Origin of the sequence: Pseudomonas sp. 43(2021) (genome assembly GCF_017490805.1) — a bacterium.
Taxonomy (GTDB): Bacteria; Pseudomonadota; Gammaproteobacteria; order Pseudomonadales; family Pseudomonadaceae; genus Aquipseudomonas.
On record NZ_JAFGYJ010000012.1, the window covers coordinates 88,197 to 107,548 of the forward strand.

The following is a 19,352-nucleotide window of genomic DNA, read 5'->3' on the forward strand; positions in this document are numbered from 1 at the left end:
AACAACAATGCACTCGAACCCCGTTTCCATCAGCCTTTCCAGCTACGGCGCCGACTGTGTCCGGCAACGTGGCCAGGAGCAGTTCCTTGACTTGCTGGCTGCCGCTGGCGTTACCCGCGTGGAACTGCGCGAAGAACTGTTCACGTGTGCGCCAGACACTGCAGCGCTGTCTTCAGCCATTGCCGCGCTGCGCCTGGAGTGCCTGTATTCCACGCCCCTGGAGCTGTGGACCGCACAAGGCGTGCCAGACCCGCAATTGGCGCAGAAGCTGGACACCGCCCGCGCCCTTGGCGCGGTCGCGCTCAAGGTTTCCCTGGGCCACTACCATGCGGGCTGTGACGTCGCGGCCCTGGCGACGCTGTTGCCGGCGCACGGGCCGTTGCTGCTGGTGGAAAACGACCAGACCGCGCAAGGTGGACGAATCGAACCGCTGCGGCAGTTTTTCCAGCGCGTCGACGAACTCGGGCTGGCCCTCGGCATGACCTTCGATATCGGTAACTGGCAGTGGCAGGGCGAGCCTGCCCGCCACGCCGCACGCCAACTTGGCCGCTGGGTGAGCTATGTGCATTGCAAGGCCGTGCGGCGCCGGTCCGATGGTCGCCTGGTAGCCGTCCCGCCAGAGACTGCGGACCTGCAGGAGTGGGCTGAGCTGATGGCCGAGTTCACCCCCGGCGTGGTGCGTGCTGTCGAGTACCCGCTGGTGAGCGACGATCTGCTGGCGCTGACCCGTGCCCAGGTGCGCGACCTCGCGGCGCTGGGGCAGGGCGTATCGAGTGAGGAGCTGAGCCATGCATGAGCATGACGTGCTGTGTTTCGGTGAGACCATGGCCATGTTCGTCGCCGAGCAGGCTGGCGACCTGGCCAGTGTCGGCCAGTTCGCCAAGCGCATCGCCGGTGCCGACAGCAACGTGGCCATCGGCCTGGCGCGGCTGGGCTTCAAGGTCCGCTGGCTGAGCCGGGTGGGCGACGATTCGCTGGGCCGTTTCGTGCTCGACAGCTTGCGCCGCGAAGGCCTGGACTGCTCCGGCGTCGAGGTGGATGCCAGCTACCCCACCGGCTTCCAGCTCAAGGCCCGCTGCGATGACGGCAGCGACCCGGCGGTGGAGTACTTCCGACGTGGTTCGGCGGCCAGCCGACTGTCGCCGGCGCTGCTGCGTCCGGGCTCTCTGCAGGCCCGCCACTTGCACGCCACCGGCATTCCACCGGCGCTGTCGGAGGGCTGCCGGGCGCTGTCCCATGCGTTGATGGACGCCATGCGTGCCGCCGGGCGCAGCATTTCGTTCGACCCCAACCTGCGCCCCTCGCTGTGGCCTGACCAAAGCAGCATGGTGCGTGAAGTCAATGCCCTGGCGGCCAAGGCCGACTGGGTTCTGCCCGGCCTGGAAGAGGGCCGCCTGCTGACTGGCCAGCACACCCCGGCAGACATCGCCGCGTTCTACCTCGACCAAGGGGTGGAACTGGTGGTGATCAAGCTGGGCGACGCCGGTGCCTACTTCCGCAGCGCCAAGGGTGAAGGCCAGGTGGCGCCAGTGCCGGTCAGCCATGTGGTGGACACCGTCGGCGCCGGGGATGCCTTTGCCGTTGGCGTGCTCAGCGCGCTGCTGGAGGGCCGCCCGGTGGCCGAGGCAGTGGCGCGTGGCAACTGGTGCGGCAGCCGCGCCGTGCAGTCGCGTGGCGACATGGAAGGGTTGCCGCTGCGTCATGAACTGCAAGCCCACGACCTGCGCAGAAGCGCGTGAACACTTGACCCCGAAACACCTGTTGCAACAAAAACAACAAGCTCAGGAGAAACGAACCATGCAAAGCCAAAGCCTGGCACCTCGCCGCTGGTGGTACATCATCCCGATCGTGTTCTTCACCTATAGCCTGGCGTATCTGGACCGTGCCAACTACGGTTTCGCCGCCGCGTCCGGCATGGCTGAAGACCTGCATATCACCCCCGCATTGTCTTCGCTGCTGGGAGCACTGTTCTTCCTCGGTTACTTCTTCTTCCAGGTGCCTGGCGCCATCTACGCCGAAAAGCGCAGTGTGAAGAAGCTGATCTTTGTCTGCCTGATCCTCTGGGGGGGCCTTGCCACGCTTACCGGCGTGGTCAGCAACGTCTACATGCTGATCGGCATCCGCTTCCTGCTTGGGGTGGTGGAGGCGGCAGTGATGCCGGCGATGCTGGTGTACCTGTGCCACTGGTTCACCCGTGCCGAACGTTCGCGCGCCAATACCTTCCTGATCCTCGGCAACCCGGTGACCATCCTGTGGATGTCGGTGGTGTCGGGCTACCTCGTCAAGCATTACGACTGGCGCTGGATGTTCATCATCGAAGGCCTGCCAGCGGTGATCTGGGCGTTCTTCTGGTGGCGCCTTGTGGATGACCGCCCGGCCCAGGTGAACTGGCTGAGCGAGCAGGAGAAGGCCGACCTGGAGCAGGCGCTGGCCGCCGAGCAGCAAGGCATCAAGCCGGTGAAGAACTACCGTGAGGCGTTCCGCTCGCCGCAGGTGATCATCCTCGCGCTGCAGTACTTCTGCTGGAGCATCGGTGTGTATGGCTTCGTGCTGTGGTTGCCGTCGATCCTCAAGCAGGCGGCGAACCTCGATATCGTGCAGGCCGGCTGGCTGTCGTCGGTACCTTACCTGGTGGCGGTGCTGGCCATGGTCGGCGTGTCGTGGGCGTCCGACCGCCTGCAGAAGCGCAAGCGCTTCGTCTGGCCGCCACTGCTGATCGCCGCCGTGGCGTTCTATGGCTCGTACGCCCTGGGCAGCGAGCACTTCTGGCTGTCGTACGCGTTACTGGTGGTCGCCGGCGCCTGCATGTACGCACCCTATGGCCCGTTCTTCGCGATCGTGCCCGAGATCCTGCCGGCCAACGTCGCGGGTGGTGCCATGGCGCTGATCAACAGCATGGGCGCGCTGGGCTCGTTCGGCGGTTCGTGGCTGGTGGGCTACCTCAATGGCGCCACGGGTGGGCCCGGTGCCTCTTACCTGTTCATGTGCGGTGCGCTGCTGACTGCAGTGGTGCTTACCGCCGCACTCAATACTACCCAGACGCCTGGCCGGGCCAAGCGCGGCAGCTCGCGTCTGGCCATGAACCATTAGGAAATCTTTGCAATGAAGAAGCGAATCGTCCTGTACAAACGCCTGTCCGACGACTTGATGGCACGCCTGCAAGAGCACGTCGAGGTGACCTGGGTGGATACGACCCAGCCCGATGGCCTGGCGCGTCTGCGCGACGCCTTGCCGGGTGCACACGGGCTGCTGGGGGCTAGCCTGCGCCTGGACGCCAGCCTGCTCGACCTGGCGCCACAACTTGAAGTGGTGTCCAGCGTTTCGGTCGGCGTGGACAACTACGACATCGCCGAACTCAGCCGGCGCGGCGTGATGTTGACCAACACGCCCGACGTGCTGACCGAAACCACCGCCGACACGGGCTTTGCCTTGATTCTGGCCACTGCCCGGCGGGTGGTGGAACTGGCGAGCTGGGTGCGAGAAGGTCACTGGCAGGCCAACCTTGGTCCGGCGCATTTCGGCAGCGATGTGCATGGCAAGACACTGGGCATCGTCGGCATGGGCCGCATCGGCGAGGCCCTGGCCCGGCGCGCCGCGGCTGGCTTCGGCATGCGGGTGCTGTATCACAGTCAGCGTGCCAAGCCTGATGTGGAAGCGCGCTATGGCGCGCGTCAATGCAGCCTGGATGAACTGTTGCAGCAGGCGGATTTCGTTTGCCTGACCGTGCCGCTGAGTGCCAGCACCGAAGGCCTGATCGGCGCGCGGGAACTGGCGCTGATGAAGCCAGAGGCCATCCTGGTGAACATTTCCCGCGGGCGCGTGGTGGATGAGCCGGCACTGATCGAAGCGTTGCGTGCCCGGCGCATACGCGGCGCCGGCCTGGATGTGTTCGTGCAGGAACCGTTGCCGGCGCAGTCGCCGTTGTTGCAACTCGACAACGTGGTGGCGACCCCGCATATCGGCTCGGCGACCGAGGAAACCCGCCAGGCCATGGCGCGCTGCGCAGTGGACAACCTGCTCACTGCGTTGGCCGGCGAGCGCCCGGCGAACCTGGTGAATGGCTAGCGCCAGATCCAAAAGCCGGCGCGGCCCCTGTGGGAGCGGGCATGCCCGCGAAGCAGGCGACGCGGTGGATGGCACCGGCTACGCCGGTGTTCGCGGGCGCGCCCGCTCCCACAGGGTCCCTGCTAACTCATTGAGTCATGTGCAGTTCTTTGGGAGCGGCCTTGTGTCGCGAAAGGGCTGCAAGGCAGCCCCCGAAGTCAATGCGATTCTGAACGCTGCGCCTGCGCTGGCGCTGCGCTCTCCACCGGCTCCAGCGGCGGATGCTCCTGCGCCGCATGCATCAGGTCTTCGGTCACCCGCAGCTCGGCACCGGTCGGCGAGAAGGTGGTCGAAGCGGTGAACGGGGCCGGGTGCTCTGCCGCCGGGCGCTTGCCTCGGCGCCACATGAAGAAGCACACCATGGCCAGGTTGACCACGGCAAAGGCCCAGAACAACCCGGCCTCGCCAAACTCGGTCATCATCGGCGAAATCGCCACCGGCGCCATGGCCGAACCCAGCGAGTTGATCAGCAGCAGGCCCTGGATCATCGGCACCAGCGCATCGGACGGCGCCCGGTCGGCCGCATGGCTGACCGCCACCGGGTACAGGGTGAACACACCACCGCCGAGCAGGAACAGCATGGCCGGCAGCAGGATCGAGTCCGACGGCAGGAATACCGTGACCAGCGACAGCAGCACGCACAGCGCGGCCAGGGCGATCAGCACATCCTGGCGGTCCTTGCGGTCGGACCAGCGCCCGACCGGGTACTGCAGCAGCATGGCACCCAGAATGACCCAGGCCATCATGTTGCCGACTTCACCCACATCCAGGCCAATGCGCTGCAGGTACAGCGGCAGCAGGGCATAGATCCCGGCAATGGCCACACCCGAACCGAAGCAGCCGACCAGCCCCGACGGTGCCACGCCCAGCAATTGGCGCGGCTTGAGCGGTTCGACCTGGTCCAGCAGCGGTGACACCCGCGGCAGGATCACGATGGGCAGCACCGACAGGGCGGCGAGTACGCCGGCCAGCATGAACGGTGCGGTGTCACCCATGTGGGTGATTTCGCCAAGGCCGGCCTGGGCGATTACCCCGGCGCCGTAGAAGGCGATCATGTACAGCGCCAGCAGGCGGCCGCGGATCTTGGCGTCACCGGCCAGCAGCAGCCAGCTTTCGATCACCAGGAACACGCCCACCGCCGCCCAGCCGTTGATCAGGCGCAGCACAGACCACCAGGTGACGTCGTAGAACAGGCCTTGCAGCAGGATGGTCACGCCAATCAGCGAGGCGAAACTGGTGTAGGCGCGGATATGGCCGATGCGCAGGATAAGCCGGTCGTTGAAGATGGCACCCAGGGTCAGGCCAATGAAGTAGGTCGAGGAAACGACACCGATGGTAGTGGCTGACTCACCTGCAGTGCCCAGGCGCAAGGTGGTAAGGGAAGACATGAAGCCGTTGCCCAGGGCAATGATGAACAGCCCGAGCAGGGGCGCCAGCGCCATGGCCAGCAAACGCGGAGACATATGTACCTCTAGTTGGATGAGCGGAATGAGCGCCTTTTCGGACGCGCACACCGGCTCGACCCGAACGGGGCCGAGGGGCTGCACGGAGTGCCTGGGCGGGATGCGACTGTCATTGCTGCCGGTTGCCACCGTTCAAGGCGACAGGCGAAAAGGAAGCGCGATTCTACGGGCTTCAGCGGTTTTGCCCAAGAGCCCTGGGTGTGCGACGAGACGCCGCAGTCTGCGGCATAATGCTGGGCCCACCCCCAAGGAAGGCCCCTATGTTCGCGTCACTGTTCGCCGTCCTGGCCCCGGTTTTCATCGTCGCTGGCATCGGCTATGCCTGGGCCCGCAAGGGCCTGGAATACCCCACCGAATTCATCGCCCGGGTGGTGATGACCGTTGGCACCCCGTCGTTGGTGCTGTCCACGCTCAGCCGCACCGAACTGGACCCGAACGCCTTCACCAGCATGGCCATGGCCTGCCTGCTGTGCACCCTGGGCATGGCCCTGGCCGGCTTGCTGGTGTGTCGCGCTTCAGGCCGGCACTGGCGGGTGCTGTTGCCGGCGTTCATGTTCCCCAATACCGGCAACATGGGCCTGCCGATCAGCCTGTATGCCTTTGGAGAACACGGCCTGGCCCTGGCCGTGGCGTTCTTCCTGACCCTGTCGATCGTGCAGTTCACCCTTGGCATGGCCATCTCCGGTACTGCGGCTTCATTCAAGGCACTGTTGCGCAACCCCATCGTGATCAGCCTGGCCGGCGCCATGCCGATCATCTTTCTCGATTTCGAATTACCGCGCTGGCTGGCCAATACGGTAGGCCTGCTGGGCGGCATGACCATCCCGCTGATGTTGCTGACACTGGGCGTTTCGCTGGCCAGCATTCGCCTGCGCCATGTGGGCAGCGGCATGCTGCTGGGCGGTTTGCGCATTGGCCTGGGGGCTGCCGTGGGCTGGGCAGTAGGCGCCGCGTTGGGCATGGCCAGCCTGGAGCGCGCGGTGCTGGTGGTGCAGTCGGCGATGCCGGTGGCGGTGTTCAACTACCTGATGGCAGTGCGCGCCAACCGCGAACCGGAGCAGGTGGCGAACCTGGTGATGTGTTCCACGGTGCTGTCGTTTGCCTGGTTGCCGGTGGTGCTGGCCTGGTGGATGTAAGGCTGTACCGGCCCTTTCGCGGGTAAACCCGCTCCCACAGGTACAGCGCAGGTCTCAAGGCCAGTGGTGCACCTGTGGGAGCGGGCAAGCCCGCGAAAAGGCCGGTACAGCAAACGGCTATTTGTCGTGCAACCGCCAACCCTGGCTGGTCAGCACCATTTCCCGGGTGTCCTTGAGCGGCATTTCATTGCTGGCCACCGCCTTGCCCAGTTCTTCAACGCTGGCCTTCACTTCTTCATTGGCAGCCCAAGCCGGCAGCCCGGTGATCTTGTAGGCATAGGTCACACGCGACATCTTCTGCCCGGTCGCTTCGCTCGGCTCACTGAAATGCTCGATGGCCGTGACTTGCGCCTTGCCGAAGCACAGCCCGTTATCCGCCTTGTAATACTTGCGGCCTTCGTCGGTGAGGTCGTAGGCGTAGTAGATGTCCGTGCGTGCCGCTTGCCACAGGCGGGCGGGCACCTCGGTGCGCGAGATCTCCTTTTCGCTGACCACGCCTACCTGGGCCAGGGCATGCAACGCCTTGTTGGTGCCATGGAGGTCGAAGTCCTGGGTTTTGGTGGGGAATGAGCTGATGACGAAGCAGTGCGGGTATTGGGTATCGAGGTAGGCCTGGGCAGCCTTGTGGAAACTGGCCTCGCTGGTGTCCTCGCTGTTCGAGCAACCGGCCAGGGGTGCCAACAGCGCCAGCGGCAGGATCTTCCTGTACATGGTGACACTTCCTTGAGTGACAAAGGCAAACGGGTCGTGCGCGATTAGAACCTACGGACTAGAGCGGCGCAATCGTGGCAAGACGGCATCTCGGCATGTGCTGCGGTGGCCTCTTCGCGGGTAAACCCGCTCCCACAGGTTCACCACAGACCTTGCAAGCTGTGAGTACCCGCGAAGAGGCCGGTGCAGGCGCTACAAGGCCTTGGTCAGAAACGCCGCAGTGCGGCTTTCAGCACATCCGGCCACCACTTGCGGCGTGCCGCTGACCACCACCTGCCCCCCGGCATCCCCGGCCCCCGGCCCGATGTCGATCACCCAGTCGCTCTGCGCCACCACCCGCATGTCATGCTCGACCACCACCACGCTGTGCCCGCCATCGACCAGGCGGTTGAGCTGCACCAGCAGCCGGTCGATGTCCTGCGGGTGCAAGCCGTTGGTAGGTTCGTCCAGTACATACAACGTCGCCCCACGGGCCATGCGTTGCAGCTCGGTGGCCAGCTTGATGCGCTGCGCCTCGCCGCCGGACAGTTCGGTGGCCGGCTGGCCCAGGCGCAGATAGCCCAGGCCGATGTCCTGCAACACTTGCAGGCAACGCCGCGCCGCTGGCTGTTCGGCGAACACCTGCAGGGCCTGGTCGACGGTCAGCTGCAGCACCTGCGCAATGTTCATGCCTTGCCAGCTCACCGCCAGGGTTTGCGGGTTGTAACGGGCGCCATGGCAGGTCGGGCAGGGCGCATAGACGCTGGGCATGAACAGCAACTCGACGCTGACGAAGCCTTCGCCTTCGCAGTTCTCACAGCGGCCCTTGGCAACGTTGAAGGAAAAACGCCCGGCATCGAAGCCTTGTGCCTTGGCCTGTTCGGTGGCGGCGAACAGCTTGCGCACGTGGTCGAACAGGCCGGTGTAGGTGGCCAGGTTGGAGCGGGGCGTGCGGCCGATCGGCTTCTGGTCGACCTGCACCAGGCGCCTGATGCTGCCAAGGCCCGCGCTTACATGCCCGCTGCTGGCCTGTTCGGGTTCATCTTCCAGGCTCTGCTCTTCGGGCTCGTTGCGCTGCTCGGCATGGCCCAGGTGCGCACCCACCAGCTCCAGCAGGGCCTGGCTGACCAGGCTCGACTTGCCCGAGCCGGAAACACCGGTCACGGCGGTGAAGCAGCCCAGCGGGAACTCGGCGCTGAGGTTGTCCAGGTTGTTGCGGCAGATGCCTTCGAGCTTCAGCCAGTCGTGGGCCTGGCGTGGCGTGCGTGTGGCCTGTGCCGCCGTATTGAACAGGTAGGCCCGGGTGCATGACTGCTCGACCTGGGCCAGGCCCTTAGGTGGCCCGCTGTAGAGGATGGTGCCGCCATGTTCGCCAGCAGCAGGCCCTACATCCACCAGCCAGTCGGCGCGCCGCATGGTGTCCAGGTCGTGTTCCACCACATACACCGAGTTGCCAGCCTGCTTCAGGCGCTGCAGCGCGTCGAACAGGGCTTCGCTGTCGGCCGGGTGCAAACCGGCAGACGGCTCGTCGAGCACGTAGATCACGCCGAACAGTTGCGAGTTCAGCTGAGTGGCCAGGCGCAGGCGCTGTAGTTCGCCAGAGGACAGGGTCGGGGTGCTGCGCTCCAGGGCCAGGTAGCCCAGGCCCAGGTCGAGCAGGGTGTCGATGCGTTCGAGCAGTTCGTTGGCGATGCGTTGCGCCGCCAGGCGCTTTTCCAGGGTCAGGTCGTCCTGCTGTTGTGCCAGGTAGTCTGCTGCCGCCACTTTGCGGAACACCTCGGCCAGCGCCTGCAGCGACAGGTGCGACAGCTCGGCGATATCCAGGCCGGCGAAGGTCACCCCCAGCGCTTCGCGCTTCAGGCGCTTGCCCTGGCACAGCGGGCAGGGGCTGGGGCGCATGAACCGGGCCACGCGCTTGCGCATCTGCGCGCTCTGCGAGTGCATGAAGGTGTGCAGGACGTAACGCCGGGCACCCATGAACGTGCCCTGGTAGCTGGGCTCCTGCTTGCGCTTGAGGGCGGCGCGGGTCTGCGCCGGGGTCAGCCCGGCATACACCGGTGCAGTGGGTGTTTCTTCGGTGAACAGGATCCAGTCGCGCTGCGCCTGTGGCAGGTCGCGCCAGGGGATATCGACGTCATAGCCTAGGGTCACCAGGATGTCGCGCAGGTTCTGCCCCTGCCAGGCCATGGGCCACGCGGCTACGGCGCGCTCGCGGATGGTCAGCGACGGGTCGGGGACCATGGTCGCTTCGCTCACTTCGTAGACCCGGCCCATGCCATGGCATTCCGGGCAGGCGCCCTGCGGCGTGTTGGGCGAGAAGTCCTCGGCATACAGCATCGCCTGGCCGGCCGGGTAGTGGCCGGCGCGGGAATAGAGCATGCGGATCGAACTGGACAGGGTGGTCACGCTGCCCACCGAGGAACGTGCACTCGGTGTGCCGCGTTGCTGCTGCAGGGCCACGGCCGGTGGCAGGCCTTCGATGGCGTCGACATCCGGCACGCCGACCTGGTCGATCAGGCGCCGGGCATAGGGCGCGACCGATTCGAAGTAACGGCGCTGGGCTTCGGCATACAGCGTCGAGAAGGCCAGCGAGGACTTGCCCGAGCCGGACACGCCGGTGAACACCACAAGTGCGTCACGGGGGATATCGACATCGATGTTCTTCAGGTTGTGCTCGCGGGCGCCACGGACGCGGATGAAGCCGGTGGGGGCGGGTGAACGTGGCGGCATCTGAGCGGTCCTTGGCGGTTGAGAGCACTCACGTTAGCAGTATTTGCGGTGGCTGTACTGGCCTCTTCGTGGGCATGCCTGCTCCCACAGGCATGCGCAGTGTCCAGGTTGTAGGCGGTCCCTGTGGGAGCGGGCATGCCCGCGAAGAGGCCGGTGTGGCCGATACAGCATCAGGACCTTGGCTCGCGGGTACCCAGTACATCGCGAATGTTGTCCACCACGTTGCTGTCCTTGATCACATCGCTCAGCCAGCCTTCCAGCGGCATGTTGCCCCACTTGATGGCGCGTTCGATCAGGTAAGGCACCGGGCTTTGCGGTTCGCTCTGCTTGAAGAACTGGGCGATGCCCGCAAGCATGGTGAACGCCTCGTCGCGGGTCAGTGGGGTAGTGCGCATGGGCGCAGGCGCGGTGGCCTGGACGGGCGTGTTCATCGGTTCACCTGCTTCGCTGGCGGGGGCAACGGTGGCTTCGGGTTCTGCAACCGCCACGGCTGCAGGGTGCAGTTCGACGCCGCGGTCCTTGAGCAGCTTCTCCGCCAACTGGCTGGCGCGCGACAGAATGTCGGCGAGGCTGGCAAAGCTGGGCGCCTCATGGCCGAACAGGCGGTCGGCACTGGCTTGCAGGCGTTTGCAGGCCTGCAGGCTGGCACCGATCTGCAGGGCCTTGGCGCGCAGGTGTTCGGTGTCGCTAAGCGCCACCGAACGCTGGAAGATCTCGGCGTTGATCTTGCCTTCGTTCAGCGCGGCCTGCATCGCCTTGGGGTTCTGCAAGGCGAGGTTTTCTACGTGGCGTGATTCGTCATAGCGCAACACGCCAAAATTCTGCCCTTGGGTAATGGGCAAGCCACCGGCGATGTCGGTGAGCGTGGTCTTGAGCCAGGAAAGCCGGGCGGCGCGTTCGTCCAGGCCGTCTTCGAGCGTTGGATACAGGGTGTCCCAGAATGCTTCCAGGATCTGTTCGGTCAGCTGGAGGCCAAAGGTAATGCCTTCGAAATGTTCTCGCTGGGCCAGCCCTTCGCTGAGCCAGGCTACCAGCATCAAGTCTTTGCTTTGCTGCGCCAGCCCCTGGGCCGACAGGTCGATCACCTGCTCCCAGTCGGCGGTCTTCAAGTCGGTTTGCCAGTCGCCCTGGGTCAGGTAGTCAGGGTCCGCCCGGCGCGCCTCCTTGATCTGGTCGAACAAGGCAGAGAAGCTCAAGTCTTCGCCACTGCCACCCGCGATAGGTGCGGCCAGCATGGCCTGCGAGAGGTCATTGAGGATTTCAGGCATAAAACACTCTGGTCAGGCGGATGAACAGCGTGCCAGATCACCTGGCACGCTGTGGGATGTGGGCCGCCGTAGCGGCCCCCGGGCACACTGGTTATCAGGCAAACACTTTGTTCGCGGTGCGGTCCCAGCCACCGACGATGTTGCCGCCAGCCTGGCCGTCGGTGCGGTTCTGCTGGGTGTAGGTGGTCTTGATACGGGCGAAGTTGAAGCTGATTTCTTCGATCGGCAGGTCGCTCACAGCCTTGTCTTCACCACCCTGGTTGCCACCGGCGACGAAGCGCACCGAGGACACCACGACTTCTTCCATGTCGATGGTCAGGTAGGTGACCTTGTCACCACCGGCGCGGTTCACGTTCAGCTTCAGCTTGGCGATGTGCTTGCCGGTGCAGCAGTGTTCGAACAGCTTGGCCGAAGCCTTGTCGACCGCCTTGCGGATCTTGAAGTCGCTCAGGGCAACACGCTCGGACGACGCACCGCCCGAGGAGCTGGCGGTAGCCGAGGTGGCCTGGGTGGCGCCGTACTCGTAGCCCAGCACTTCGATCCAGTCCTTGTGCTTTGCATCCAGTACTTCGCCCGGGATGCCGTCGATTTGGATATACGCGTCAAATGCCATTGTGAAACTCTCCATTAACAACATTTAAAGGGTTGCTCATGCGCCCCTTGGTTTTGACCTCGCCGAATACCTCGGCAGAGGTAGCTTTCCGCCACCCGGGCCTCCTCCTGTGAGGCCTGGGTGGCCGGTTCTTGCAGCGGGCCTCAGTTGAGCCCGCGGACTTCGATTTCCACCCGGCGGTTGGGCTCCAGGCACTTGATCAGTTGCGCCCGTGGCTGCTGCAGGTCGCAGTTGACCAGCGGCTTGCGGCTGCCTTCGCCTTGGGCGACCACCAGTTCGGCGGGTACGCCCTTGCCGACCAGATAAGTGCGAATGGTCTGTGCCCGTTGTTTCGAAACTTGCAGGTTGCCTTGGCTGTCACCGAGCTGGTCGGCATGGCCGGAAATGATGATCTTGCCGATGTTGGGGGTGTTCAGCAGTTTGCTGGCGATCGCGCTCAGCTGGCTCTGGCCTTCGCTCTTCAGGCTTTGGAAGTCTGCACGGCCAAAGGCGAACAGGGTGTCGGACTCCAGCGTGATCGTCTCGATCGAACGCAGCGACTGGGCGCGCAGGCTGTCGATGTAATTGCGCGAACTGGACATCAGGAAGGCGTTGTCGAGAATACGTGGCACATCCGGTTCACGGATCTGGTCGCTATAGAAGGTGATCTGGCGGCTGGCGTACAGGTAGTCCTGGTTGCCGCCGGCCTCGCTGGCGGCGGCGGCCATGCTCTTGCCGGTGTGGCGGGCGATGGCCGGGTACCAGTAGTCCGGCAGGCGCGCCTTGAGCAACGCCGGGTCGGCGCTCTCGCGGCGGGCGGGCGAGAGCATCACGTAGGTGTCCAGGGCCGCCTTGCCGAAGTCGGCGATCGACTGCGCGCGGTTGTCATGTGGCAGTGCCTCGGCCTCGACGCTATCGACGCCGCTCACCGGTTGCAGCTCGCGGGTGTTGCGCTGGTAGACCTTGAGGGTGGTCAACAGGTACAGGGTGCGGGTCAGGTTGTCGGCCGTGGGCTTGAGCATCACGTTCTGCAGCGTGGCGAAGTAACGGCTGCGCAGCAGCGGCTCGACCTCATGGCCCTGGTACAGGCCCAGGCGCATGCCGAGCGGCACGCCTTGCTCGTGGTGTTGCTGATAGTAGTGCGCGGCCCAGAAGCGCAACCGGTCAAGGCTGCGCCAGGCAGTGTACTGGCCGCTGGCAGCCTGGTCGTCGGCCTTGGCCTGGGCCAGTTCGCCGGCAATGCTGGCCAGGGTGGCGCGGTTGTTCAGGTACGACCAGCCCCACAGGCTGCACAGCACCAACCCTGCGAGGCCTGCAGCGCCAATCCAGCCAGCCTTGCGTCGGCGCTCCCGCTGGTTGCTGGTGTACAGCGCCACCAGGTGCTGGTCGGGGATGATCACCTTGCGGAACAGGCTGTTGATGAACAGCGGTGCCGGCTGGCTGCCGGCCGTGGCAGTTCCTTCGGCGTGCTCTAGGGCGAAGCGTTCGGCCACATGCTGGCCATGGCTGCCCCACTGGGCTTCGTCAGCCTGCAGCGCGGCGGTGAAATAGAACCCGCGCAGCATTTCGGCATTCTGGTAGGGGTTGGCACGCAACAGGCTGTCGACGAACTGTTGCAGGCGCGGCTTGAGCGCGGCCAGCTCCAGCGGGAAACGGTAGGCAGCATTGTTTTGTCGGGTGACCTGAATGTCCTGCTGCACCAGTTGCTGGCTCGCCACGTGCTGCCAGTAACCGGTCAGCTCGTCCATTGCCTTGCCGAAGCGCTGGCCCCAGTCGGCCTGCTCGTAACCCTTGTGCGAGAAGGTCTTGCCCAACACTTCACCACGCGCGGCGTCGTCCAGCTGGCGATAGAACGGGGTGAAACCGGGGATCAGGTCACACTTGGTGAACACCAGGTAGATCGGCAGACGCACTTCCAGCAGCGCGCAGCTTTCCTGGATGCGTTCGCGCAGGCGCTTGGCCACGCGCTCCTGGTCCTCGGCCGAACCATGCAGGATGTCGGCAATGCTGACGCTGACGATCAAGCCGTTGAGCGGGCGGCGTTGGCGATGCTGGCGAAGCAGTTGCAGGAAGCCGCGCCACTTGCCGGCTTCTTCGGGGCTGTTCATGTAGCGCCCGGCGGTGTCCAGCAGCACCGCTTCGGAGCTGAAGAACCAGTCGCAGTTGCGTGTGCCGCCAAGGCCCGCCACCCGTGCGCCTTCGCGCTCGGCATAGGGGAAGTTCAGGCCCGACTGCAGGATCATGGTGCTCTTGCCTGCAGCCGGCTGGCCGATCACCAGGTACCAGGGCAGGGCGTAAAGCGCATCCTTGGCCGAGGTGCCGCGTGGCTTGTTGCTGTGCAGGCGCTCGATGCTCTGCAGCAGGCGCTCGCGCAGCAGGCTGACTTCTTCACGGTCTGCCGGGGTGGCGTTGAGAACCGCCTGGTCGGCGTCGTCGCGCAGCAGGCCTTCGAGGTTGTGGTGCTGGCCGGCGCCGCGGTACAGCAGCAGTACATAGCCCGCCGACAGCAGCAAAAACACACCGATGCCGGCCAGCAGGCTATGCAGCGAGGCAAAGCCCAGGGCGCAACCGATGGCCCAGACCAGGAAGATCGCCAGGAAGAACGCCACTCCCAGCAGGTAGGGTTGGTAGCGCAGGCAGTAGTACTTGATCTTGTTCATACAGGCGTCGCATCCAGCGCATCGACGAACTGGTCGATGACGTGTTCAAGAGGGCGGTCGTAATCGTGCTGCCATGGCGCCACGGCCAGCGGGCTGAGCAACTCCAGGTGCTGGCGTGCGTCGGCGCAGCCACTGAGCAGGCGGTAGGCACAGTTGGCGTGGCGCGACGGGAAGCAGTACAGCCGGGGGAGCATGAAGTCGTCGGCCAGCAGGCTCACCGCCGGCACGCCGGGGTGTCGGCTCATGCGGGCCAGCCAGGTCAGCCAGAGGTCGGCCGTGGGGTTTTTCAGGCCGCGTTCGGCCGGCAACGGCAACTCGATACCACCCTCGAAGTCGCCGTGCAGCACGGCCCGGCTTGCCTGCAGCCCTGCCAGCGCAGTGGCACTGTCGAAGCCGGGCCAGGAACCGTGCAGGGCACGGGCGATATCGCTGAAGCTGAAGTCATGTAGGAACTTGGCATGTACCCTGCGGAACAGGTCCAGGTCCTGGGGCTGTAATGGGCGCAGCGCCTTGATCCGTTCGAACAGGTTGGCGCAGTCGGCCCCTTGCACAGCCTGGTGCAGCAACGGCTTGATCTGCGTGCTGAACAGCTCGGCGAGGGTGAACGGGTTCGCCAGCGCCGCACCTTCCTCGCCCTTGAGCAGCTGGAAGATGAAAAACGGGTAGCGCCGCTGGCTGGCATCGCGCGAGCTCAACAGGCCGCCCAGCAGCCAGTTGCCATTGCGTGCGCGGTAATTGAAGAAGCACATCGGCAGTGAGTCGAACAACGCCTGCCAGTCCTCGCGGTGGCGCATCGCCGCCAGCGCGGACTGCAGCCAGGCGTCGAACTCGCAAACTTCCTCCGCCGCGCCATGCAGGCTGACGAAGTCTGCGCTCGACGGCAGCTTGCCGAAGCAACCGATCATTGGGCGCCCCTGTCGTTGAGGGCACTCAGGGCCTTGACGTCACCCAGGTCGGTCAGTTTCACCCCACCGAAGTTGCGCACTACGAGGCTCACCCGGCCATTGGCGGTATTCCAGCTGAAGCGCTGCTGAATGCCGTCCAGGTCGTCGACGCGGGCACTTTCGTTCATGCGCAGCAGGCCCCAGCGCCCCGGGAAGTCGAACACCGTGACCCGCGCGCCACTCAGGGTGACCACGTCCAGGCGGGCGCCGGGGGCGTTGCTGGTGCCCGGCCAGGCGAAGCGGTTCCAGCTGCTGCGGCCGTTGCGGTAGTGCTGCTCCTGGCCATCGAGGGTGAACACGATGTCGGTGAAGTTGGCTGAAGGCTCCAGCATGATTTCGAAGCCGTTGTCACGGTCCGACAGGCTGGCGATCACCTGGCCCACGGAGCTGGCCTTGTCGATGCTGTTGAGCATGCCGGGGTTGACCAGCGCCGGCCCCTTGCCATCGCCCACACCCAGGCCTTCACCACCGGCCAGGTTGCCGATTTCGTTGCGCTTGAAGGCAGGGAGCAAGCCGCTGTCAGGGTCGACGAAGCGCTGCAGGTCTTTCACCGACGCCTCGTTGCGGCTGCTGCCGGCAATCGGGTAACGGTGTGCCATGACCTGTTCCCAAGGCTTGGCGATCTGCTGCGCCCAGGCCTTGGCTATCTGCTGGCCAGCCGGGTCGCGCAGGGTTGCCCAGGCATACTGGATAGGCAGGCTGAACAGCCCCTGCAACGCGCGCGACAGGCTGTCCTGGCTGGTGTCGACGCTGCTTTCCACGTAGTTGCGCACGGTGGTGACTTCGCTCGGCTGGCCTTCCAGGGTCTCGCTGATCAGCTGCTTGCTGCTCTTGCCCACATCCTGCGAACGCTGGATGTTGTTCATGCGCACCTTGAGCTTGCGCAAGGCGGCCAGGTAGCGGTCCATGATGGTGCTGTCGGCGCCTTCGGCGTTGTTTTCGGCAAATACCCGCGCCACCGGCTCGAAGCGCTTGGCCAGGCTGCCGTCGTCCACCGCCGGCAGGGCCGGTGCGACGTTGGCGGGCAGGGCGTCCTTGGTGTCGAGCAGGCCGCTGACCTTGCTCCAGAAGCCGTCATCGCGGGTGCTACCGGGGGCCGGGATGGCGTGCTTGACCGGCAGGTCCCACTGGGTGTTGTCATTGACTGCCGCCAGCAGGTTCTTCACCGGCGAATTCTGCACGTCGCTGAGCAGCCCCAGCTGCTGGGTGGCCGAGGCCAGGTCGGCGAAGTGGCGCACACCCACGCTGCTGACCATCTTGTACCAGGCCTGGGTGTAGTCGCGCTTGTAGCGGGTCATGAACTCGCGCACGAAGTTGGCCTTCTGCACGATGGCATCGCCGCCTTCGCCGTCCAGCACCCAGTCCGACTCGTTGCGCAGGTTGCCCGACACCAGCTTGATCAGTTCGGGTTTGACGAAGGTGTCCCAGCCCTGGCGGGTATAGATTGCCGGCACGCCGGCGGAGCTGTACAGCAGTGCGCGGCCAGGTAGTGGGACCAGGTCGTTGAGGCTCAGCGCCGGGAACTGGCGGCTCGATTCGAGTTGCAGGCGCAGGTACTCGCGATCGACCAGCGAGCTGGAGATCATGAACGACTTGAGGTTCTGCCGGGTTTCGTTGATCAGCTGTTCGTTGCGCGGCAACGACGGCGCCTGGCCCTGTTCCAGCAGCTGCACGTACAGCGGGGCATTTTCCGCGATCACGGCTGCGTCGGCCGGGGTGCCTTCGGCGGCGGCGCTGGCCCAGGCCTGGGGCAGGCTGGCAGCGACGAAGGCCGGGTCGGGATGGCCCTGGGGCTCGGTCAGCAACAGGTACAGCTTGAGGGTGTTGTAGGCATCGATGATCGAGGCCACCTGCTGCTCGTCGAGGCGCCCGAGCATTTCTTCGGACAGTGACAGGCCACCGGTGGTGGCGGACAGCTCGGCGGCATCACTGGCGGTGGCCAGGTTGACCTTGGCGGCATAGGCGCCGGCGCGGGTGTTGCCCAGCGCGGCTTGGGCCTTGGCCGCAACGGCCGGGGCCAATGGCTTGCCATTGCGTTTTTTCGGCAGCGGCGCTGGGGTGAATTCCAACTCCTGGTTGATACCGCTGGCGAAGGTGTTGAACGCCCGCATCTGCACCTGCAGGCTGCGGGCGATCGGTTCCAGCGCCTGGCTGCGCAGTTGCGCCAGATAGGCATTGCGAGTCACCTGGTGGATTGCCTCGCCATGGTACAGGCCGCCACCCAGTTGCAGTGGCACACCCTGCAGGCGATGGGCCTCGACGTTGGCCATCTGTTCACGCAGTACTTCCAGGCCCTTGCCTGCGGCCAGTTGCTGCTCGCGGTCTTCTGCCTGCTCGATTTGCGCCAACTGCCCGCGCAGGCTGTCCAGCCATTGGCGGTTATTGGCGAACGACAGCGCCTGCCAACCGATGAACAGCAACCCGGTGGCGGCAGCAAGGCCAAGCAGCAGCGGGCTGAAAGTGGCCTGGCGGCCCAGGCGCGACTGGTACAGGGTCAGGTCGCGATCGGGGAAGATCACTTGGCGGAAGGTGTCGGTTATGAAGAAGCTGCGGTTGCCCACGGCCTTGCCGACGTTCTCGGCGTGCTCATCGTACGCGGCTTGCAGGGCGAATTCGTCGGCGATGACGTCCTCATAGACCTGCCCCAGCTGCTGTCCGGTCTGCAGCGCACTGGTGAAGTACAGGCCGCGCAGCAGCAGCGGGGCACCGCCGCGATGGCCGCGGGTGAAGTGTTCGAGGAACTGCTCGAGGACACCGCTGAGGGCGGCGAAGTACTGCGGGAAGTTCAGCAGGGTGCTGTCGGCTTCGGCACCGAGGGCGATCACCTGCGCGTCGACATGCTGGCGAATGTGGCTTTGCAGATTGCCCAGGCGGGTCTGGAGCACGGCGTGCAGGCCGTTGTTGCGGACTTCCGACAGACCGAAGGTCATGCCCAGCGGCTGCTGGCGCTCGTGCAGGTCGAGGCCGTCGAAGGCCTGGCTGAAGCCCGGCAACTGGTCGGTCTTGCTCAGCATCAGGTAGACCGGCGGGTTGGCATCGAGGCACTCGGCGTACTCTTCTACCCGCGCCACCAACTGGGCCGCTAGGGCATTGCGCTCATCGCCGTTGGCCGCCAATAGCTCGGGCAGGCTGACCACCATTACCAGGCCATTGATCGCCGCCTTGCCGCGCTGCTTGCGCAGCATGCGCAGGAAGGCCGAGAACTCACTGGCCGACTGGTCATCGCGCAGATAGCGGCCGGCGGTGTCGATCATCACCGCGTCGGGGCTGAAGTACCAGTCGCAGTGCTGGGTGCCGCTCTCGCTGTCGTTGGCCGTGGCAATGCTGGCCGACAGGCCGGAATGGGTCAGCAGCGAGGTCTTGCCGGCCGCCGACATGCCGACCACCAGGTACCAGGGCAGGTCGGACAGCGCCGCCTTGCCACCGCCACCGGCGGAGCGGTCGGTGCGCAGCATGGCGATGGCATGCTTGAGGCGCTCGCGCAGCACCTGCTGGTCACGGAACTCGCCGGTGGCATTCCACGACCGATCCACTTCGATCTGCAGCAGGTTTTCCAGGTTGTGCTCGGCGCGAATGCGCTGGTACTGGCGTAGCACGATCACCAGCAGGAAGCAGGCGCTTATGATCGCCAGCGCTTCGGGGACGTGCTGGTGCAGCCACGGCAGCAGCGGGGCGACCAACCAGCAGGTCAACAGGCTCGCCAGCCACAGCAGCAGCAGGAGAAACCAGAAGTTCTTCAAAAGGCGCAGTAATGTTTTCATGTCT

General features: G+C 65.2%; 13 protein-coding genes. 5 read left to right on the top strand and 8 right to left on the bottom strand.

The window, feature by feature from the left end; all coding sequences use genetic code 11:
- The first annotated feature begins 7 nt into the window (after positions 1–7).
- Genes J5M71_RS12735 through J5M71_RS12750 form a run of 4 tightly spaced genes read left to right on the top strand, consistent with a single transcriptional unit; the run spans position 8 to position 4,065 of the window.
- On the top strand, positions 8–796 hold the full coding sequence (locus tag J5M71_RS12735; RefSeq protein WP_207832631.1) for a TIM barrel protein: 789 nt from the start codon (positions 8–10) through the stop codon (positions 794–796).
- Positions 789–1,739, top strand: coding sequence for a sugar kinase (locus J5M71_RS12740; RefSeq protein ID WP_207832633.1), 951 nt, complete (start codon positions 789–791; stop codon positions 1,737–1,739). Before J5M71_RS12735 ends, J5M71_RS12740 begins: the two co-directional genes overlap by 8 nt.
- A gap of 58 nt (positions 1,740–1,797) precedes the next feature.
- On the top strand, positions 1,798–3,090 hold the full coding sequence (locus tag J5M71_RS12745; RefSeq protein WP_207832635.1) for an MFS transporter: 1,293 nt from the start codon (positions 1,798–1,800) through the stop codon (positions 3,088–3,090).
- A gap of 12 nt (positions 3,091–3,102) precedes the next feature.
- Positions 3,103–4,065, top strand: coding sequence for a D-glycerate dehydrogenase (locus tag J5M71_RS12750; RefSeq protein ID WP_207832637.1), 963 nt, complete (start codon positions 3,103–3,105; stop codon positions 4,063–4,065).
- A 197-nt stretch (positions 4,066–4,262) separates the two neighbouring features.
- On the opposite strand, the gene J5M71_RS12755 is transcribed toward J5M71_RS12750, so the two are convergent.
- Positions 4,263–5,567 carry an MFS transporter gene (locus J5M71_RS12755; RefSeq protein ID WP_207832639.1) on the bottom strand — a complete coding sequence of 435 codons (1,305 nt, stop codon included), beginning with the start codon at positions 5,565–5,567 and terminating at the stop codon, positions 4,263–4,265.
- Positions 5,568–5,827: 260 nt separating this feature from the next.
- On the opposite strand from J5M71_RS12755, the gene J5M71_RS12760 reads away from it, so the two are divergent.
- On the top strand, positions 5,828–6,703 hold the full coding sequence (locus J5M71_RS12760) for an AEC family transporter (protein ID WP_207832641.1): 876 nt from the start codon (positions 5,828–5,830) through the stop codon (positions 6,701–6,703).
- Between the two features lie 117 nt (positions 6,704–6,820).
- On the opposite strand, the gene J5M71_RS12765 is transcribed toward J5M71_RS12760, so the two are convergent.
- The 7 genes from J5M71_RS12765 to J5M71_RS12795 form a co-directional block, all read right to left on the bottom strand.
- On the bottom strand, positions 6,821–7,414 hold the full coding sequence (locus tag J5M71_RS12765; protein WP_063914166.1) for a hypothetical protein: 594 nt from the start codon (positions 7,412–7,414) through the stop codon (positions 6,821–6,823).
- A 192-nt stretch (positions 7,415–7,606) separates the two neighbouring features.
- Positions 7,607–10,123 carry an excinuclease ABC subunit UvrA gene (gene uvrA, locus J5M71_RS12770; protein WP_207832643.1) on the bottom strand — a complete coding sequence of 839 codons (2,517 nt, stop codon included), beginning with the start codon at positions 10,121–10,123 and terminating at the stop codon, positions 7,607–7,609.
- Between the two features lie 170 nt (positions 10,124–10,293).
- The gene (tssA, locus tag J5M71_RS12775) at positions 10,294–11,391 is read right to left on the bottom strand and encodes a type VI secretion system protein TssA (RefSeq protein ID WP_207832645.1); all 1,098 of its coding nucleotides are present in this window, start codon (positions 11,389–11,391) and stop codon (positions 10,294–10,296) included.
- Between the two features lie 94 nt (positions 11,392–11,485).
- Positions 11,486–12,004 carry a type VI secretion system tube protein Hcp gene (locus J5M71_RS12780; protein ID WP_070091480.1) on the bottom strand — a complete coding sequence of 173 codons (519 nt, stop codon included), beginning with the start codon at positions 12,002–12,004 and terminating at the stop codon, positions 11,486–11,488.
- Between the two features lie 143 nt (positions 12,005–12,147).
- Positions 12,148–14,643, bottom strand: coding sequence for a type VI secretion system membrane subunit TssM (gene tssM / locus J5M71_RS12785; RefSeq protein ID WP_207832647.1), 2,496 nt, complete (start codon positions 14,641–14,643; stop codon positions 12,148–12,150).
- Positions 14,640–15,548, bottom strand: a complete 909-nt coding sequence (tagF, locus tag J5M71_RS12790; protein WP_207832648.1) for a type VI secretion system-associated protein TagF — start codon at positions 15,546–15,548, stop codon at positions 14,640–14,642. The genes tssM and tagF overlap by 4 nt, the downstream gene beginning before the upstream one ends.
- Positions 15,545–19,348: a type VI secretion protein IcmF/TssM N-terminal domain-containing protein gene (locus J5M71_RS12795; protein ID WP_207832651.1), complete on the bottom strand. Its 3,804-nt coding sequence runs from the start codon at positions 19,346–19,348 to the stop codon at positions 15,545–15,547. The genes tagF and J5M71_RS12795 overlap by 4 nt, the downstream gene beginning before the upstream one ends.
- Positions 19,349–19,352 lie beyond the last annotated feature (4 nt).

Bases quoted from the DNA above. Each gene is read 5' to 3' on its own strand.
- J5M71_RS12735 (WP_207832631.1), top strand. From the start codon at position 8: ATGCACTCGAACCCCGTTTCCATCAGCCTTTCCAGCTACGGCGCCGAC.
- J5M71_RS12740 (WP_207832633.1), top strand. From the start codon at position 789: ATGCATGAGCATGACGTGCTGTGTTTCGGTGAGACCATGGCCATGTTC.
- J5M71_RS12745 (WP_207832635.1), top strand. From the start codon at position 1,798: ATGCAAAGCCAAAGCCTGGCACCTCGCCGCTGGTGGTACATCATCCCG.
- J5M71_RS12750 (WP_207832637.1), top strand. From the start codon at position 3,103: ATGAAGAAGCGAATCGTCCTGTACAAACGCCTGTCCGACGACTTGATG.
- J5M71_RS12755 (WP_207832639.1), bottom strand. From the start codon at position 5,567: ATGTCTCCGCGTTTGCTGGCCATGGCGCTGGCGCCCCTGCTCGGGCTG.
- J5M71_RS12760 (WP_207832641.1), top strand. From the start codon at position 5,828: ATGTTCGCGTCACTGTTCGCCGTCCTGGCCCCGGTTTTCATCGTCGCT.
- J5M71_RS12765 (WP_063914166.1), bottom strand. From the start codon at position 7,414: ATGTACAGGAAGATCCTGCCGCTGGCGCTGTTGGCACCCCTGGCCGGT.
- uvrA (WP_207832643.1), bottom strand. From the start codon at position 10,123: ATGCCGCCACGTTCACCCGCCCCCACCGGCTTCATCCGCGTCCGTGGC.
- tssA (WP_207832645.1), bottom strand. From the start codon at position 11,391: ATGCCTGAAATCCTCAATGACCTCTCGCAGGCCATGCTGGCCGCACCT.
- J5M71_RS12780 (WP_070091480.1), bottom strand. From the start codon at position 12,004: ATGGCATTTGACGCGTATATCCAAATCGACGGCATCCCGGGCGAAGTA.
- tssM (WP_207832647.1), bottom strand. From the start codon at position 14,643: ATGAACAAGATCAAGTACTACTGCCTGCGCTACCAACCCTACCTGCTG.
- tagF (WP_207832648.1), bottom strand. From the start codon at position 15,548: ATGATCGGTTGCTTCGGCAAGCTGCCGTCGAGCGCAGACTTCGTCAGC.
- J5M71_RS12795 (WP_207832651.1), bottom strand. From the start codon at position 19,348: ATGAAAACATTACTGCGCCTTTTGAAGAACTTCTGGTTTCTCCTGCTG.